General features: G+C 48.7%; 7 protein-coding genes. 6 read left to right on the forward strand and 1 reads right to left on the reverse strand.

What is annotated here, in order from left to right; all coding sequences use genetic code 11:
- Positions 1-159: 159 nt before the first annotated feature.
- Both ACOJUN_RS18995 and ACOJUN_RS19000 read left to right on the forward strand, forming a co-directional pair.
- Positions 160-3,753 carry a PEP/pyruvate-binding domain-containing protein gene (locus tag ACOJUN_RS18995; RefSeq protein WP_422133462.1) on the forward strand — a complete coding sequence of 1,198 codons (3,594 nt, stop codon included), beginning with the start codon at positions 160-162 and terminating at the stop codon, positions 3,751-3,753.
- 177 nt (positions 3,754-3,930) lie between these two features.
- Positions 3,931-7,515, forward strand: a complete 3,585-nt coding sequence (locus tag ACOJUN_RS19000; RefSeq protein ID WP_422133463.1) for a DUF4116 domain-containing protein — start codon at positions 3,931-3,933, stop codon at positions 7,513-7,515.
- 127 nt (positions 7,516-7,642) lie between these two features.
- Here ACOJUN_RS19000 and ACOJUN_RS19005 read toward each other — a convergent pair whose 3' ends face one another.
- A complete protein-coding gene (locus ACOJUN_RS19005; RefSeq protein ID WP_422132873.1) occupies positions 7,643-7,882 on the reverse strand; it encodes a hypothetical protein in 240 nt (79 codons plus the stop codon).
- Between the two features lie 114 nt (positions 7,883-7,996).
- Here ACOJUN_RS19005 and ACOJUN_RS19010 point away from each other — a divergent pair, with 114 nt between their 5' ends.
- From ACOJUN_RS19010 to ACOJUN_RS19025, 4 genes are all read left to right on the forward strand, one after another.
- Positions 7,997-8,155: a hypothetical protein gene (locus tag ACOJUN_RS19010; RefSeq protein WP_422133464.1), complete on the forward strand. Its 159-nt coding sequence runs from the start codon at positions 7,997-7,999 to the stop codon at positions 8,153-8,155.
- Positions 8,156-8,168: 13 nt separating this feature from the next.
- The gene (locus ACOJUN_RS19015; RefSeq protein WP_422133465.1) at positions 8,169-11,675 is read left to right on the forward strand and encodes a PEP/pyruvate-binding domain-containing protein; all 3,507 of its coding nucleotides are present in this window, start codon (positions 8,169-8,171) and stop codon (positions 11,673-11,675) included.
- A gap of 185 nt (positions 11,676-11,860) precedes the next feature.
- Positions 11,861-15,640, forward strand: coding sequence for a DUF4116 domain-containing protein (locus ACOJUN_RS19020; protein ID WP_422133466.1), 3,780 nt, complete (start codon positions 11,861-11,863; stop codon positions 15,638-15,640).
- Positions 15,641-15,854: 214 nt separating this feature from the next.
- A complete protein-coding gene (locus ACOJUN_RS19025; protein ID WP_422133467.1) occupies positions 15,855-19,634 on the forward strand; it encodes a DUF4116 domain-containing protein in 3,780 nt (1,259 codons plus the stop codon).
- The last annotated feature ends 161 nt before the right edge of the window (positions 19,635-19,795 follow it).

Below are 19,795 nucleotides of genomic sequence, written 5' to 3' on the forward strand. Positions count from 1 at the left end.
GATCGATTCAGAAAATGTGGACCAGTGCCAACCCTGTTGTTTTTTCTACTGCGTGCCTGAAGCTGACGGGGGAACTTTATAAAAACATGATTGTCAAACGTAAAGATAATCACCAGTCGTTGATTCAAGGATGAATATTAACGTGAGAAGGATATCTTTATGTTACCTTTACCACCTGAAAAAATTGGCAGATCAGATTTTCAAAGCCTGGCCAGTGTCCCCAATCAGAATATTAAGGCTGATAGTTCATACAAAAGGTATTTCAGTGATCTTGAACCCATTGGCTACTGCGACGCAACGTCACTAGCCAAGCGCAAATGCCACTCACCTGTTGCAGATCAGGCTGCTCATTGTTCTGTTGCCAACCGGGCACTACTGGGCGGCAAGGGAATGTTTTTGCAGCGCATGAAAGCAGCCGGTTTGTCTGTGCCGGCGTTTCAGTGTGTGACAACTCAGGTCACCAATGCGCTGGAACAATACCCTCTGGATAGCCAGCGTCTGGAACCCTATTTCCCCGGGATCGGCGATGAACCGGAGGCAAATATCAGTCTGGCAAACATCAGGGAATGCCTCAATGCGATGCTGCCTTCAGAGCAAGCCAGAAGAGACAGCTGGCTGGCAGGTCTGGCGAACTTTATTGCCAGTGATGACTTTTATGAGCAGGTTAGAGATTCTGAAGCGGCCCAACACATCAGGGATCACGGACTATCAACATCAGGGCCGCTTATTGTCCGCAGTTCCGGCATCAATGAAGATAACTACGGCGACGCCCAGGCGGGCAAATACCTTTCGGAAGTTCAGGGAGATGAGGATATTTTGCGAACCTGTCTAAAGGTTATGGCCTCAGCTTACCGGCCTGAAGTCTGTTCCGAAGGCATACCGCAACCCATGGCGCTGATTATCCAGGAGTGTATTGACTGCCTGCACGGCGGAGTCGCCATGAGTTTTCAATCCTTTGATGATGATACCGTCAGGGTTGAGTTCACACGGGGGCAGCCCAGAGGGATAGTGGCCGGGCAGTCCGGTAACAGGCCCCATCGTATTGATATTTTTCGCAAGGAAGGCGCCGACAGCTATCAATACTTTCCCGGGACCATCTCAAGTCATTACATCCTGCGTAAAGACAATAACGGCTATTCGGAAATAAGAATGGATGATGCCGATGCCCAATCAAACGACGTTGAACAACAACTCACTGATGACATGGTTGCAGACCTCAGGGTGATGCTGACAAAGCTGGAAAAGTTGTTGCTCTGTCCGGTGGATGTGGAGTTTGCCATAAACTATCAGGGTCGTCTGTTCCTGTTGCAGGTGCGTCCTGTCACCCGACTCTCCGGCGGCCTGGATTTCGCCATGTCCATACCCGAAGAGACCCTGGCCATTGGCGAGGGTGTCAGCGAAGGCTATTGCACCGGACCACTCTGGCTGGCTGAAGAATCAGCGGCAGACTCTATGCCAGAGGGAGCCATAGTCGTGGCCCGACACGCTAAAGACTGGATGCTTGAGCCCGGGTTCCTGAAGCGGGCAGGAGGCTTTGTTACTGCCACAGGCGGATTCAATGATCATGTCGCGATCCTGATGAAACAGCAACGAAAAACCCTGATGCTGGCCGGTGACCAGTTTGAGTCCGTGGCCGCTCAGGTTGGCCAACAGGCGACGCTGGCCTGTGCCCGCTTTAACGGTAAGCCCGGTGCCTTTATTGTTGCCGGTGACATGACCGGGAAACTGTTGAGTCACGGCATTCTATCCTCTGCTGTTTCTGATGAACCTTCGGCAAAAGCCATCCCTGCATGGGATGAATTGTCCCTCTCAGAAGGCGCACTCCGTCAGGTCGCCAGCGGATTTCAATGGCTCACGGATCAAAATGCCCGCCTGTTGGCATTTTTTGCCACCGGCGGCGGGCTGGATTGTCTGGCAAACCCGGTAAAACTGAGCATGTCACCACAACGATCAAAGCTATTGGCAGAGACCTTGGGCAGCGTAAATCGACTGGTTCATGGGGCTCAAGCGCTGCTGGATGGGTACGGGGCATTCCTGCAACTGGCTGTTAAGCAAAGTTCAGACAGAGTCGAGTCATTGCGGCAAGAATTACCGCTGCTGAGCAACCGGTTCGAGATGTTGAAACAGACCATTCAATCCGGGTTAGAGCGTATCACTCTTCCCATGCAATCTGCCGAAGAAGAGAAGTTATCCCCGGTAAGCTTTCGTCAGTGGCTGGCAGACTGTCATCAGCTACAATCCTGTCTTCAAGCACTCAACCCTGAAAGCGCTGAACAGGTGCGAAGTGTCCATGAACTGATTTTTGCCCTGCATCAGCGTTTTGTGGAGGCATTGGCACCGATCACTCTGGACTCGGGCCAGGGCAGGCTTTCCAGGGAAGGTTTCGTTGACTACGTTGATTGCACAGTTCGGGGTAACCTGGATGAGAAGGCAGCGATACTGAGCCCGAATGGCAAAACATTAATTAAAGCATTGAGGCGTCGAGGGACTGTTATCACTATGGATGAGGCTGTGATTGTTAACCTGAATCTTGGCAGTCACGTGAGCCTTATCGAGCTGCTTGAACACGCAGAGGGGGGGAAAGGACGAACCCTGCGGTTGACATTTTCTGACCAATTTGAAAAAGATGATAACGCTGAAAATTTCGGCAAGTTCAGGCGTATGTGGTTTCTGGCGCAATTTTTGAGAGAGATCAAACTGGATGAAAATGCTGATCCCATGAAGCTGAGTTGCAACGCCGTAGCGGGTGAAATGATCGTCGAATGCTCTCGAATAAAATTACGTAAAACCATGCAGTATGCCTTTGAAAAACTGATCATTGTCTTAAGTGAGATGCGTGATCTGGATTTTCGGTTGCAGAGCAGACCCATTTTTGAAGGAAGCCATTGGGACTTTAACGTGCTTGCACAACGCCTTGATCATGATGTTGTGACAGAAGCAGATAGATTCGCCTTTCAACATGGCCTTTTCTTAATGTCTTATGAGCCTAGTAGTGGTTGGCACAAAACTGCCGCTTGGCGCCAGTTATTGAGCAAACACCATCAACAGTTTGTTGATTATGCTCATCGGTTGTGTATTTATCTTTTGTCATTGGTAAGTCGGGAAGAATCTGAACAAACTGCGCAGGAAATCTTGATGAGTGATGAGATGAGTGAGGACACCCGCAGAGAGCTCTTAAATCATGTTTTACTTCTCAAACCCAAAATCGCTACTCGATTGATTGAGCAAGTGTATGACTTGGGAAATCAATACTTTGTTATCAGCCCATCTTGCAATGACAAATTGGAGTTTGATGTATCACCGGGCCAGCCAATTGGGGATCATAAAGAAAAGATCAGGAATGCCGTGCTGAAACATGGATTGGAATATGCCAGTAAACAGGTTCGGAATGATAAAAACTTTGTATTACCCGCCATTTCAAAAGATCCTGCACAATTGCGAAAATTGAGTAAGAAACTGAGAGATGACAGCGATGTCATCAAGGCCGCTGTCGCAAAGAATCCAAAATCTCTGCGTTTTGCAAGCCAAAGACTCCGAGGCGATAAAGACATTATCCGAATGATCACTGCTAATAGTATCCGTCACTTACGAGTAGTCAGTAAAGAGGTATTGATGGATCGCCAGTATATGCTCGAACTAATTGAAATAAATCCTGGAGCTTTCAGTTATGCTGCTCCGGAGCTTAAAGATGATAGGGATTTTATCAATGCAGCAAAACAAAGAAACCCTAAAGTTCATAAATTCCTCAGATAATCTACGAATAAGGCCTGATCGGTTCAGACAACCTTGACCGGTGCCAACCCTGTTGTTGTTTTTTCTACTGCCTGTTTAAAGCTGACGGGGGAACTTTATAAAAACATTATGGTCCAATCAAAGGTAATGACTCACTGTTGAATCATGGATGAATATTAACGTGAGAGGGATACCTTTATGTTACCTTCACCACCTGCAACCATTGGCAGATCAGATTTTCAAAGTCTGGCAATTGACCCCAATCATGAGACTGAGGCTGATCGTCCAGCCAAAAGGTATCTTGGTGATCCTGAAGCCACTGGCGTTCCCGACACAAGGTCACTAGCCAAGCGCAAATGCTGTTCTCCTGTTCAAGATCAGGCTGATCATTGTTCTCCTGCCAACCGGGCACTAGTTGGGGGCAAGGGAATGTTTTTGCAGCGCATGAAAGCAGCCGGTTTGTCTGTGCCGGCGTTTCAGTGTGTGACAACTCAGGTCACCAATGCGCTGGAACAATACCCTCTGGATAGCCAGCGTCTGGAACCCTATTTCCCCGGGATCGGCGATGAACCGGAGGCAAATATCAGTCTGGCAAACATCAGGGAATGCCTCAATGCGATGCTGCCTTCAGAGCAAGCCAGAAGAGACAGCTGGCTGGCAGGTCTGGCGAACTTTATTGCCAGTGATGACTTTTATGAGCAGGTTAGAGATTCTGAAGCGGCCCAACACATCAGGGATCACGGACTATCAACATCAGGGCCGCTTATTGTCCGCAGTTCCGGCATCAATGAAGATAACTACGGCGACGCCCAGGCGGGCAAATACCTTTCGGAAGTTCAGGGAGATGAGGATATTTTGCGAACCTGTCTAAAGGTTATGGCCTCAGCTTACCGGCCTGAAGTCTGTTCCGAAGGCATACCGCAACCCATGGCGCTGATTATCCAGGAGTGTATTGACTGCCTGCACGGCGGAGTCGCCATGAGTTTTCAATCCTTTGATGATGATACCGTCAGGGTTGAGTTCACACGGGGGCAGCCCAGAGGGATAGTGGCCGGGCAGTCCGGTAACAGGCCCCATCGTATTGATATTTTTCGCAAGGAAGGCGCCGACAGCTATCAATACTTTCCCGGGACCATCTCAAGTCATTACATCCTGCGTAAAGACAATAACGGCTATTCGGAAATAAGAATGGATGATGCCGATGCCCAATCAAACGACGTTGAACAACAACTCACTGATGACATGGTTGCAGACCTCAGGGTGATGCTGACAAAGCTGGAAAAGTTGTTGCTCTGTCCGGTGGATGTGGAGTTTGCCATAAACTATCAGGGTCGTCTGTTCCTGTTGCAGGTGCGTCCTGTCACCCGACTCTCCGGCGGCCTGGATTTCGCCATGTCCATACCCGAAGAGACCCTGGCCATTGGCGAGGGTGTCAGCGAAGGCTATTGCACCGGGCCACTCTGGCTGGCTGAAGAATCAGCGGCAGACTCTATGCCAGAGGGAGCCATAGTCGTGGCCCGACACGCTAAAGACTGGATGCTTGAGCCCGGGTTCCTGAAGCGGGCAGGAGGCTTTGTTACTGCCACAGGCGGATTCAATGATCATGTCGCGATCCTGATGAAACAGCAACGAAAAACCCTGATGCTGGCCGGTGACCAGTTTGAGTCCGTGGCCGCTCAGGTTGGCCAACAGGCGACGCTGGCCTGTGCCCGCTTTAACGGTAAGCCCGGTGCCTTTATTGTTGCCGGTGACATGACCGGGAAACTGTTGAGTCACGGCATTCTATCCTCTGCTGTTTCTGATGAACCTTCGGCAAAAGCCATCCCTGCATGGGATGAATTGTCCCTCTCAGAAGGCGCACTCCGTCAGGTCGCCAGCGGATTTCAATGGCTCACGGATCAAAATGCCCGCCTGTTGGCATTTTTTGCCACCGGCGGCGGGCTGGATTGTCTGGCAAACCCGGTAAAACTGAGCATGTCACCACAACGATCAAAGCTATTGGCAGAGACCTTGGACAGCGTAAATCGACTGGTTCATGGGGCTCAAGCGCTGCTGGATGGGTACGGGGCATTCCTGCAACTGGCTGTTAAGCAAAGTTCAGACAGAGTCGAGTCATTGCGGCAAGAATTACCGCTGCTGAGCAACCGGTTCGAGATGTTGAAACAGACCATTGAATCCGGGTTAGAGCGTATCACTCTTCTCATGCAAGCCGCTCAAGAAGAGAAGGTATCCCCGGTAAGCTTTCGTCAGTGGGTGGCAGACTGTCATCAGCTACAATCCTGTCTTCAAGCGCTCAACCCTGAAAGCGCTGAGCAGGTGCGAAGTGTCCATGAGCTGATTTTTGCCCTGCATCAGCGCTTCGTAAAAGCGCTGGCTCCGGTCACTCTGGACTCGGGTCAGGGCATTCTGTCCAGAAAAGGGGAAATCACCTATGTCGATTACACGACACCGGGTGAAGAGGCACCGCTGCTGAGACCGTCCGTCAAAGTACTTATTGCAGAGTCAGAGCTTTCAGGGACTGTTATCACCATGGATGAAGCCTTGATTGTTAACCTGAAACTTGGTAGTCATGTGGGCCTTATCGAGTTGCTTGAACAGGCAGAGGGGGGGAAAGGACGAACCCTGCGGCTGACATTTTCTGACCAATTTGACAGAACTGATTACGCTGATAAATCCGGCAAGTTCAGGCGTATGTGGTTTCTGGCGCAATTACTGAAAGAGATCAAACTGGATGAAAATGCTGATCCCATGAAGCTGTGTTGCAACGCCGTAGCGGGTGAAATGATCGTAGAATGCTCCCGAATGAAATTACGTCAAACCATGCAGGATGCCTTTGAAAAACTGATCATTGTGTTACGCGCTATGTATAATCTGGACATTTGGTTGAAGGGCAGACCCATTTTTGAAGGAGGCCAGTGGGACTTTAACCTGCTTGCACATCACCTTGATCGTGATGTTGCGACAGAAGCGGACAGGTTTGCCTTTCAACATGGCCTTTTCGCAATGTCTTATCGGAATTGGACTGGTTGGCAAAATACTGCCGCTTGCTGCCAGTTATTGAGCGACCATCACCAGCAGTTTGCCCATCATGTCCGGCGGTTAGGTAAGTATCAATCGTCATTGTTAGTATATAAAGAACCAGAAGAGAGTCTGCAGGAAATCTTAATGAGTCATAAGATGAGTGAGAACACTCGCAGGGAGCTCTTGCATCACTATTTATTGGTCAAGCCCAAAAACGCTACCAGATTCATTGAGCAAGTGTATGACTTGGGAAATCAATACTTTGTTATCAAGCCGTCTTACAGTTACAGACTGGAGTTTTATGCGCCACCAGATCAACCGTTCGGTGACCATAAGGAAAAGGTCAGGAATGCCCTGCTGGAACATGGATTGGATTATGCCAGCCAACGGGTTTGGAATGATAAAGACTGTGTATTACCCATCATTTCAGAATATCCCATGGAGTTGCAATATTTGAGTGAAGAGCTGAGGAATGATAGAGATGTCGTCATAGCCGCTGTCAAAAAAGATCCCAGACTTCTTTGTTATGCCAGCAAAAGACTCCGAAGTGATAAAAAAATTATTCAAATGGCCATTGCTGACAGTATAAATCCCTTATTTTTTGCCAGTGAAACGATATTGAATGATCCTGAGTATATGTTGGAGTTAATTGCAAAGAATCATGAAGCTTTCGATTATGCTACTTCCGAGCTTAAAGATAATAAAGCTTTCATCAATGCAGCAAAACAAAGAAACCCCGAACTTCGAAAATACCTCAGATAAGTACTCAGCCATACGGAATCGAATATTTCTGGCTAATTGGGCAGGTGCTCTGCAAGGCGCAACGACGGGAACATAGCAAGCTATGTGACCAGAGTTGCAACGCATCACGACTGCATGGATGCAGGAGCTAGTGCAGCCAAGCCTTGATATCCATACAGCCCACTCGTTCCGATACTCTGTGGTCGTCATTCCCGCGAAGGCGGGAATCCAGCGCCAACAGCGGGTCTCTGCCTTCACGCGGATGAAAAGGCCAGGGGGGCACCGGGCAGTATGGTTCTGGTGATGAGTCTGTGTGGATTCCCGCCTTCGCGGGAATGACGGGAGTGAGGCCGGAAATGACGGGAGGTGAACCAGGGTTTTGCGACACCCTTTGTTGCGTGGGAACGAGGGGTGTATGGATATCAGAGCTTAGCTGCACTAGAGCAACGCAGGAGCAGTTGCCGCGAGTGCTTGAACAATAAGTCAGAAAATATGATTTCGTATGGTTGAGTACTTAATCTGCGAACAAGGTCTGATCGATTCAGACAACGCTGACCAGTGCCAACCCTGTTTTTCTACTGCGTTGACGGGGGAACTTTATAAAAACCTTATTGTCGAACGTGAAGGTAATGACTCGCTGTTGAATCATGGATTTACATGAGAGGGATATCTTTATGTTACCTTTACCGCCTGCAACCACTGGCAGATCAGATTCTCAAAGTCTGGCAACCCCCGATCAGAATACTAAGGCTTATAGTTCAGCCAATAGGTATTTTGGTGATATTGAACCCGTTGTCATTCCCGATACAAGGTCACTAGCCAGGCGCAAATGCCACTCACTTGTCGCAGATCAGGCTGCTCATTGTTCTGTTGCCAACCGGGCACTATTGGGCGGCAAGGGAATGTTTTTGCAGCGCATGAAAGCAGCCGGTTTGTCTGTGCCGACGTTTCAGTGTGTGACAACTCAGGTCACCAATGCGCTGGAACAATACCCTCTGGATAGCCAGCGTCTGGAACCCTATTTCCCCGGGATCGGCAATGAACCGGAGTCGGAGATCAGTCTGGCAAACATCAGGGAATGCCTCAATGCGATGCTGCCTTCAGAGCAAGCCAGAAGAGACAGCTGGCTGGCGGGTCTGGCGAACTTTATTGCCAGTGATGACTTTTATGAGCAGGTTAAAGATTCTGAAGCGGCCCAACACATCAGGGATCACGGACTATCAACATCAGGGCCGCTTATTGTCCGCAGTTCCGGCATCAATGAAGATAACTACGGCGACGCCCAGGCGGGCAAATACCTTTCGGAAGTTCAGGGAGATGAGGATATTTTGCGAACCTGTCTAAAGGTTATGGCCTCAGCTTACCGGCCTGAAGTCTGTTCCGAAGGCATACCGCAACCCATGGCGCTGATTATCCAGGAGTGTATTGACTGCCTGCACGGCGGAGTCGCCATGAGTTTTCAATCCTTTGATGATGATACCGTCAGGGTTGAGTTCACACGGGGGCAGCCCAGAGGGATAGTGGCCGGGCAGTCCGGTAACAGGCCCCATCGTATTGATATTTTTCGCAAGGAAGGCGCCGACAGCTATCAATACTTTCCCGGGACCATCTCAAGTCATTACATCCTGCGTAAAGACAATAACGGCTATTCGGAAATAAGAATGGATGATGCCGATGCCCAATCAAACGACGTTGAACAACAACTCACTGATGACATGGTTGCAGACCTCAGGGTGATGGTGACAAAGCTGGAAAAGCTGTTGCTCTGCCCCGTGGATGTGGAGTTTGCCATAAATCATCAGGGTCGCCTTTTCCTGTTGCAGGTGCGTCCTGTCACCCGACTCTCCGGCGGCCTGGATTTCGCCATGCCCATACCCGAAGAGACCCTGGCCATTGGCGAGGGGGTCAGCGAAGGCTATTGCACGGGACCACTCTGGCTGGCTGAAGAATCAGCGGCAGACTCCATGCCAGAGGGCGCTATTGTCGTGGCTCAACACGCTGAAAACTGGATGCTTGAGCACGGGTTCCTGAAGCGGGCAGGAGGCTTTGTTACTGCCACAGGAGGATTCAATGATCATGTCGCGATCCTGATGAAACAGCAACGAAAAACCCTGATGCTGGCCGGTGATCAGTTTGAGTCTGTGGCCGCTCAGGTTGGCCATCAGGCGACGCTGGCCTGTGCCCGCTTTAACGGTAAGCCCGGTGCCTTTATTGTTACCGGTGACATGACCGGGAAGCTGGTGAGTCATGGAAGTCTATCCTCTGCTGTTTCTGATGTGCCGCAAGAAAAAGCCGTCCCGTCATGGGATGATGTGTCCCTCTCTGAAGACGCATTCCGTCAGGTCGCCAGCGGTTTTCAGTGGCTCACGGATCAAAATGCCCGCCTGTTGGCATTTTTTGCCTCCGGCGGCGGACTGGATTGCCTGGCAAACCCGGTAAAACTGAGCATGTCACCACAACGATCAAAGCTGCTGGCAGAGACCCTGGACAGCATAAATCGGCTGGTTTATGGGGCTGAAGCGCTGCTGGATGGGTACGGGGCATTCTTGCAACTGGCTGTTAAGAAAAGTTCACACAGAGTCGAGTCATTGCGGCATGAATTACCAGAACTGATCGACCGGTTCGTGATGCTGAAACAGACCATTCAATCCGGGTTAGAGCGTATCACTCTTCTCATGCAAGCCGCTGAAGAAGAGAAGGTATCCCCGGTAAGCTTTCGTCAGTGGGTGGCAGACTGTCATCAGCTACAATCCTGTCTTCAAGCGCTCAACCCTGAAAGCGCTGAGCAGGTGCGAAGTGTCCATGAGCTGATTTTTGCCCTGCATCAGCGCTTCGTAAAAGCGCTGGCTCCGGTCACTCTGGACTCGGGTCAGGGCATTCTGTCCAGAAAAGGGGAAATCACCTATGTCGATTACACGACACTGGGTGCAGAGGCACCGCTGCTGAGGCCGTCCGACAAAGTACTTATTGCAGAGTCAAAGCTTTCAGGGACTGTTATCACCATGGATGAAGCCTTGATTGTTAACCTGAAACTTGGCAGTCATGTGGGCCTTATCGAGTTGCTTGAACAGGCAGAGGGAGGGAAAGGACGAACCCTGCGGCTGACATTTTCTGACCAATTTAACAGAACTGGTTACGCTGATAAATCCGGCAAGTTCAGGCGTATGTGGTTTCTGGCGCAATTACTGAAAGCAATCAAACTGGATGAAAATGCTGATCCCATGAAGCTGAGTTGCAACGCCGTAGCGGGTGAAATGATCGTCGAATGCTCCCGAATGAAATTACGTCAAACCATGCAGTATGCCTTTGAAAAACTCATCATTGTGTTACGTGCTATGTTTGATCTGGATCTTGATTTGCGTTCCAGACCCATTTTTGAAGGAGGTCGGTGGGACTTTAACCTGCTTGCGCAACGTCTTAATTGTGATGTTGCGACAGAAGCCGATAGGTTTGCCTTTCAACATGGCCTTTTTGTAATGTCTTATCGGAATTGGAATGGTTGGCACTATACTGCCGTTTGCTGCCAGTTATTGAGCGACCATCACCAGCAGTTTGCCCATCATGCCCGGCGGTTAGGTGAGTATCAGTCGTCATTGTTTTTTCATGAAACACCGGAAGAGAGTCTGCAGGAAATCTTAATGAGTCATAAGATGAGTGAGAACACCCGCAGGGAGCTCTTGCATCACTATTTATTGTTTGAGCCCAAAAGCGCTACCAGATTCATTGAGCAAGTGTATGTCTTGGGAAATCAATACTTTGTTATCAAGCCGTCTTACAGTTACAGACTGGAGTTTTATTTGTCACCAGGTCAACCGTTTGGGGACTATAAGGAAAAGGTCAGGAATGTCATGCTGGAACATGGATTGGATTATGCCAGCCAGCGGGTTTGGAATGATAAAGACTCTGTATTACCCTTCATTTCAGAATATCCCTTAGAGCTCAAATATTTGAGCGAGGAGCTGAGGAATGATAGAGCTATAGTCATGGCCGCTGTCAAAAAAAATCCCAGAGCTCTGTGTTATGCCAGCGAAACGTTATTGAATGATCGTGAATATATGCTGGAGTTAATTGCAAAGAATCATCAAGCTTTCCGATATGCTGCTTCAGAGCTTAAAGCTGATCCGGTTTTTATGGATGAAGCAACCCTCAAAAGCCCCGAGCTTCGAGAATACTTCAGATAATCTGCGATTAATGTCTGACTTATCCAGACAACTTCTGCCAGTGCCAACCGTGTTGTTGTTTTTTCTGTTGTTTGTTTCAGGCTGATTGCTGAACTTTTTAAAAAAATTATTGTCGAAACAAAGTAATTGATTAATGCCACAGCCATTGAACCATGGATGAATGTTAATAATAGAGGGATATCTTGATGTTTCATGCTAATTTTGGCCGTTCAGAGGGTCAAGTCCTGAAAACTGATCCAAATCGGAATGCCGACGCTGGCGGTCCATCCAGGGAGGCTCGCAGCCTACCCAAAAAGCGTTTCAGTGATCCCGGTCCCTGTGGCGCTCTGACCAGCGAAACTCCTCTGGCCAAGCGTGATTGTCGTCCATCTGTTGCAGATCAGACTGCTGGCTATTCTCCTCCCAATCGGGAACAACTCGGCGGCAAGGGGATGTTTTTGCAGCGCATGAAAGAAGCGGGCCTGTCTGTTCCGCCCTTCCAATGTGTGACTGCTCAAATCATGAATGCGCTGGCACAACACCCTCTCGATACCCATGCTTTAGACCACTATTTCCCCAGGTTTGTTGATAAATCGCTGGCAAAGACCAGCCTAAGGAACATCCGGGAATACCTCAATACCTTGCCGCCTTCAGAGCAAACCAAAAGGGATGACTGGCTGTCAGCTATGGCAGCATTTATTGCCAGTGATGACTTTTACGAACAGGTGAAAGATTCTGAAGCGGCCCAAAAAATCCGGGAGCTGCACCGTCAGGTGGACCGACTCTCTGGATCACAGCCCGTGATTGTCCGCAGTTCCGGCATCAACGAAGATAACTACGGCGATGCCCAGGCAGGCAAATACCTTTCTGTCATTCAGGCAGGAGGCGATGTTTTCAGAACCTGTCTCATGGTCATGGCCTCAGGTTACCGGCCTGAAGTCTGTCCCGAAGGCATACCGCAACCCATGGCGCTGATCATCCAACAGTGTATTGACTGTCGATATGGTGGAGTCGTCATGAGCTTTCAATCTTTTCAGGATGATACCATCAGGATTGAGTACACACGGGGTCAGCCCAGAGGCATAGTGGCAGGACAGTTCGGTAACACGCCCCACCGTATCGATATTTCTCGCAAGGGTAGGGAAGGCAGTGACAGTTATCAATACTTTCCCGGCAAGGTCTCAAGTCACTTTGTCCTGCACAAAAACAATGATGGCTATCTGGAAACAGAAATTTATGATGCGGACGCCCAATCAGACGACAGTGTTCATAAACTCAGTGATCATTTGGTTGCAAAACTCAGTCAGGCGGTGACAGAGCTGGAAAAGCTGTTGCTCTGTCCGGTGGATGTGGAGTTTGCCATCGATCATCTGGGTAACCTGTTCCTGTTGCAGGTGCGCCCTGTTACCCGGCTTTCTGGCGGCATGGATTTTGCGATGCCTATACCCAAAAAGACCCTGGCCATTGGCGAGGGTGTCAGCGAAGGGCATTGCACCGGAACACTCTGGCTGGCTGAAGAACAAGCGGCAGACTCTATGCCAGAGGGAGCCATTGTCTTAGCCCACCATGCTGCAGACTGGATGCTTGAGCCAGAGTTCCTGAAGCGGGCAGGGGGTTTTGTCTTTGCCGAAGGAGGCTTCAATGATCATGTCGCGATCCTTATGAAACAGGCAGGAAAAACCTTGATGCTCGCCGGTGGACAGTTCGCGGTCGTGGCCGCTCAGGTTGGCCAACAGGTGACGCTGGCCTTTGCCTGCTTCAAAGGTGAGCCTGGCGCCTTTGTTGTTGTCGGTGACCTTAGTGGAAAACTTGCCAGTCGCAGAAGCCTGTCCTCTGCATTTTCTGATGTGTCGCTGCTCAGAGCCGTCCCGTCACGGGATGATTTGTCCCCACCTGAAGGCACATTCCTTAATGTCGCCAGCGGTTTTCAGTGGCTCACGGATCAAAATGCCCGTTTGTTGGCATTTTTTGCCTCTGGTGGCGGACTGGATTATCTGGCAAATCCCATAAAACTGAGCATGTCACCACAACGTTCAGAGTTGCTGGCAGAGATCAGAGTCAGGGTAAATTGGCTGGTTCAGGGGGCTGAAGCTTTTCTGGATGGCTACCATGCGTTCTTGTTGCTGGCGGGAAAAACAGGTGCTTACGAGGTTCGGTCATTGCGGGATGAAATACCGACATTGAGCAACCGGTTCGAGGCGCTGAAACAGACCATCCGATCCAGTTTAGAGGCTATCATCCTGCTTCTGGATGATGGTAAAAACAGGCAGATAACATTTCATCAATGGCTGACTGCCTGTCAGCAACTGCAATCCTCTCTGCAAGCACTGAATCCTAAAGAGGCTGAGCAGGTCAGGAGTGTTCATGAGCTGATTTTTGCCTTGCACTGGCGCTTTGTAGATGCACTGGCACCGATCACTCAGCTTTCCGGTCAGGGCAAGCTATCAAAAGAAAACAAAATTACCTACCTTGATTACACAACTCAGCGCAACCCGGGAGAAAAGGTACCGCTATTGAGGCCGTCCTCGAAACCATTAATCGAAAAGTGTAGTTGTTATGGGACTGTGGTCGTTATGGATGATGTCTTGATTGTTAACCTGAAGCTCGGAAGTCATGTGTGCCTTATTGAGCTGCTTGAATGCGCAGAGGGAGGCAAAGAACGAACCTTACGGCTGAAATTCTCTGACCAGTTTTATAAAGATGATGGTGTTGATACAACCGCCAAGTTAAAGCGTATGTGGTTTCTGGTGCAGTTATTGAAAGCCCTCGAACTGGATGAAAATGCTGATAGCATAAAGCTGTATTGCAATGCGGTAGCGGGAGGCATTATCGTCGAATGCACTCGAATAAAATCAACTGAAAAGATGCAGGATGCCTTTGAAAAACTGATCATTGTGTTACGTGCTATGTGTAATGTGGATTGTAAAATGCAGTACATTAAGGTTTTTGAAGGAGATCAGTGGAGCTTTAGCTCACTGGCACAACGCCTGACTGGCGATGTTGCGGCAGAAGCTGACAGGTTCGCCTTTCAACATTGCCTTTTCGCAATGTATTATGAGAAGCATATCCTCTACACTCCCGATTGTTTCCTGTTATTACCCGATCACTACCAGCAATTTATTAATTATGCCCAACGGTTTGCAGAGTGTCGTAATAAATGGGAGGACGACTATCGGCAAATATTAATGAGCAGTGAGATCACTGAAGAAACCCGCAGGGAATTTTTACATCATTTGTTATTCCTCGATGCCAAAAGAACGGCTCCATTGGTTGAGGATGTTTATCCCGATTTGAGAGATAAATACTATGTTATAAAACCATCATCCTACAGTTACCGGCTAAGTTTTGAAGTCCCTCCGGATCTGTGGCTTTCTGATGATAAAGAAACATTCAAAAAAGCCTTGCTGAAGCACGGGCTGCAATATGGCAGTCAGCGGGTTCGGAATGATAAAGACCTGGTATTACCAATCATTGCAGAACGTCAAGGAGACCTTGAGTTTGCTGGTGAAAAAATGAAGAATGATAAAGAGGTTGTCATGACTGCAGTCAAAGAGCATGGCATTTGGCTGCGATATGCCAGCCCGGAAATGCGGGATGATGAAAACATTGTAAAGGTCGCTATCGCCAGTTATCCACCAGCACTGAGTTTTGCAAGTGAAAGAATCCGAAGCGACAAAAACATTATACAAATGGCAATTGTTGATGATATCTGTTGCTTACAATGTGCCAGTAAAAGAGTACGGAGTGATCGCGAGTATTTGCTGAACTTGATTGAACATAATTATCGTGCTTTCGACTCTGCTGCTAATGAACTTAAACGCGATAAGGATTTTATCCGATCAGCAATCCACAGAAACCCTGATGTTGTTCAATACCTCTCTGCGGAGACTTTAAGAATGTGTCTGAGTACTGGGAGTGCAAGTTCACAACAGAAAAATCAGCCCGAAAACGCTGAGGACCATAACGTTCTGTGTAACATCCTCTAAGCCTGATTATCAGCCAGTTGCTACCGGTTTTTTTAAGCAGGCAAGCAACAATTTTCTCATCAGATAACGCCCTCCAGTGCAAACCGAGTTGTTATTTATCCTATTGCGTGCTTCAGGCTGAACTTTATAAAAATAGTATTGTCCAAACAAAGTAATTGATTAATGCCACAGCCATTGAACCATGGATGAATGTTAATAATAGAGGGATATCTTGATGTTTCATGCTAATTTTGGCCGTTCAGAGGGTCAAATCCTGAAAACTGATCCAAATCGAAATGCCGACGCTGGCGGTCCATCCAGCGAGGCTCGCAGCCTATCCCAGCGGCATTTCAGTGATCTTGGTCCCTCGGGCGCTCTGACCAGCGAAACTCCACTGGCCAAGCGTGATTGTCGTCCATCTGTTGCAGATCAGACTGCTGGCTATTCTCCTCCCAATCGGGAACAACTCGGCGGCAAGGGGATGTTTTTGCAGCGCATGAAAGAAGCGGGCCTGTCTGTTCCGCCCTTCCAATGTGTGACTGCCCAAATCATGAATGCGCTGGCACAACACCCTCTCGATACCCATGCTTTAGACCACTATTTCCCCAGGTTTGTTGATAAATCGCTGGCAAAGACCAGCCTAAGGAACATCCGGGAATACCTCAATACCTTGCCACCTTCAGAGCAAACCAAAAGGGATGACTGGCTGTCAGCTATGGCAGCATTTATTGCCAGTGATGACTTTTACGAACAGGTGAAAGATTCTGAAGCGGCCCAAAAAATCCGGGAGCTGCACCGTCAGGTGGACCGACTCTCTGGATCACAGCCCGTAATTGTCCGCAGTTCCGGCATCAACGAAGATAACTACGGCGATGCCCAGGCGGGTAAATACCTTTCTGTCATTCAGGCAGGAGGCGATGTTTTCAGAACCTGTCTCATGGTCATGGCCTCAGGTTACCGGCCTGAAGTCTGTCCCGAAGGCATACCGCAACCCATGGCGCTGATCATCCAACAGTGTATTGACTGTCGATATGGTGGAGTCGTCATGAGCTTTCAATCTTTTCAGGATGATACCATCAGGATTGAGTACACACGGGGTCAGCCCAGAGGCATAGTGGCAGGACAGTCCGGTAACACGCCCCACCGTATCGATATTTCTCGCAAGGGTAGGGAAGGCAATGACAGTTATCAATACTTTCCCGGGAAGGTCTCCAGTCACTTTGTCCTGCACAAAAACAATGATGGCTATCTGGAAACAGAAATTTATGATGCGGACGCCCAATCAGACGACAGTGAGCATAAACTCAGTGATCATTTGGTTGCAAAACTCAGTCAGGCGGTGACAGAGCTGGAAAAGCTGTTGCTCTGTCCGGTGGATGTGGAGTTTGCCATCGATCATCTGGGTAACCTGTTCCTGTTGCAGGTGCGCCCTGTTACCCGGCTTTCTGGCGGCATGGATTTTGCGATGCCAATACCCAAAGAGACCCTGACCATTGGTGAGGGTGTCAGCGAAGGCCATTGCACAGGAACACTCTGGCTGGCTGAAGAACAATCGGCAGACTCCATGCCAGAGGGGGCCATTATCGTGGCCCACCATGCTGCAGACTGGATGCTTGAGCCAGAGTTCCTGAAGCGGGCAGGGGGTTTTGTCTTTGCCGAAGGAGGCTTCAATGATCATGTCGCGATCCTTATGAAACAGGCAGGAAAAACCTTGATGCTGGCCGGTGGACAGTTCGCGGTCGTGGCCGCTCAGGTTGGCCAACAGGCGACGCTGGCCTTTGCCCGCTTCAAAGGTGAGCCTGGTGCCTTTGTTGTTGTCGGTGACCTTAGCGGCGAACTTGCCAGTCGCAGAAGCCTGTCCTCTGCATTTTCTGATGTGTCGCTGCTCAGAGCCGTCCCGTCACGGGATGATTTGTCCCCCCCTGAAGGCACATTCCTTAATGTCGCTAGCGGTTTTCAGTGGCTCACGGATCAAAATGCCCGTTTGTTGGCATTTTTTGCCTCTGGTGGCGGACTGGATTATCTGGCAAATCCCATAAAACTGAGCATGTCAACACAACGTTCAGAGTTGTTGGCAGAGATCAGAGTCAGGGTAAATCGGTTGGTTCAGGGGGCTGAAGCATTTCTGGATGGCTACCGTGCGTTCTTGTTGCTGGCGGGAAAAACAGGTGCTTACGAGGTTCGGTTATTGCGGGATGAAATACCGACATTGTGCAACCGGTTCGAGGCGCTGAAACAGACCATCCGATCCAGTTTAGAGGCTATTATCCTGCTTCTGGATGATGGTAAAAACAGGCAGATAACATTTCATCAATGGCTGACTGCCTGTCAGCAACTGCAATCCTCTCTGCAAGCACTGAATCCTAAAGAGGCTGAGCAGGTCCGGAGTGTTCATGAGCTGATTTTTTCCTTGCACTGGCGCTTTGTAGATGCACTGGCACCGATCACTCAGCTTTCCGGTCAGGGCAAGCTATCAAAAGAAGCGAATATTACCTACCTTGATTACACAACTCAGTGCAACCCGGGAGAAAAGGCACTGCTATTGAGGCCGTCCTCGAAAGCATTAATTGAAAAGTTTGCTTGTTCAGGGACTGTCGTCATCATGGATGATGTCTTGATTGTTAACCTGGAGCTTGGAAGTCATGTATGCCTTATTGAGCTGCTTGAATACGCAGAGGGAGGCAAAGAACGAACCTTACGGCTGAAATTCTCTGATCCGTTTTATAAAGATGATGGTGTTGATACAACCGCCAAGTTAAAGCGTATGTGGTTTCTGGTGCAGTTACTGAAAGCCCTCGAACTGGATGAAAATGCTGATAGCATGAAGCTGTTTTGCAATGCGGTAGCGGGAGGCATTATCGTCGAATGCACTCGAATAAAAGCAACTGAAAACATGCAGGATGCCTTTGAAAAACTGATTGTTGTATTACGTGATATGTGTGATGTGGATTGTAAAATGCAGTACATTGAGGTTTTTGAAGGAGATCAGTGGAACTTTAGCTCACTGGCACAACGCCTGACTGGCGATGTTGCGGCAGAAGCTGACAGGTTCGCCTTTCAACATTGCCTTTTCGCAATGTATTATGAGAAGCATTTCTCCTACAGTCCTGATTATTTGCTGTTATTACCCGATCACTACCAGCAATTTATTAATTATGCCCAACGGTTTGATGAGTGTCGTAATAAATCGGAGGACGACTATCGGCAAATATTGATGAGCAATGAGATCACTGAAAAAACCCGCAGGGAATTTTTACATCATTTGTTATTCCTCGATGCCAAAAGAACGGCTCCATTGGTTGAAGATATTTATCCCGATTTGAGAGATAAATACTATGTTATAAAACCATCATCCTACAGTTACCGGCTAAGTTTTGAAGTCCCTCCGGATCTGTGGCTTTCTGGTGATAAAGAAACATTCAAAAAAGCCTTGCTGAAGCACGGACTGCAATATGGCAGTCAACGGGTTCGGAATGATAAAGACCTGGTATTACCAATCATTGCAGAGCGTCAAGAAAATCTTAAATTTGCTGGTGAAAAAATGAAGAATGATAAAGAGGTTGTCATGACTGCAATCAAAGAGGACGGCATTTGGCTGAAATATGCCAGCCTGGAAATGCGGGATGATGAAAATATTGTAAAGACCGCTATCGCCAGTTATCCACCAGCGCTGAGTTTTGCAAGTGAAAGAATCCGAAGCGACAAAAACATTATAAAAATGGTTATCGATGATAATATTGTGAACTTAAAATGTGCCAGTAAAAGAATACTGAGTGATCGCGAGTATCTGCTGAACCTGATTGAACATCATTGTCGTGTTTTCAATTATGCTGTTGATGAACTCAGGCGCGATAGGGATTTTATCCGATCAGCAATCTACAGGAACCCTGATGTTGTTCAATACCTCTCCGAGAAGACTTTAAGAATGTGTCTGAGTACTGGGAGTGCAAGTTCACAACAGAAAAATCAGCCCGAAAACGCTGAGGACCATAGCGTTCTGTGTAACATCCTCTAAGCCTGATTATCAGCCAGTTGCTACCGGTTTTTTTAAGCAGGCAAGCAATAATTTTCTCATCAGATAACGCCCTCCAGTGCAAACCGAGTTGTTAAGTACCTAACCAGTTGGTTTCACATATTCTGGACGGCGGCTTTTTCCATCCTTCTGCGTTCCAACGC

The sequence above is a fragment of the Endozoicomonas sp. ALD040 genome (assembly GCF_049275945.1).
Taxonomy (GTDB): domain Bacteria; phylum Pseudomonadota; class Gammaproteobacteria; order Pseudomonadales; family Endozoicomonadaceae; genus Endozoicomonas_A.

What these genes read in the sequence shown, in the direction of transcription:
- ACOJUN_RS18995 (WP_422133462.1), top strand. Translation starts at nt 160, where the DNA reads ATGTTACCTTTACCACCTGAAAAAATTGGCAGATCAGATTTTCAAAGC.
- ACOJUN_RS19000 (WP_422133463.1), top strand. Translation starts at nt 3,931, where the DNA reads ATGTTACCTTCACCACCTGCAACCATTGGCAGATCAGATTTTCAAAGT.
- ACOJUN_RS19010 (WP_422133464.1), top strand. Translation starts at nt 7,997, where the DNA reads ATGGTTGAGTACTTAATCTGCGAACAAGGTCTGATCGATTCAGACAAC.
- ACOJUN_RS19015 (WP_422133465.1), top strand. Translation starts at nt 8,169, where the DNA reads ATGTTACCTTTACCGCCTGCAACCACTGGCAGATCAGATTCTCAAAGT.
- ACOJUN_RS19020 (WP_422133466.1), top strand. Translation starts at nt 11,861, where the DNA reads ATGTTTCATGCTAATTTTGGCCGTTCAGAGGGTCAAGTCCTGAAAACT.
- ACOJUN_RS19025 (WP_422133467.1), top strand. Translation starts at nt 15,855, where the DNA reads ATGTTTCATGCTAATTTTGGCCGTTCAGAGGGTCAAATCCTGAAAACT.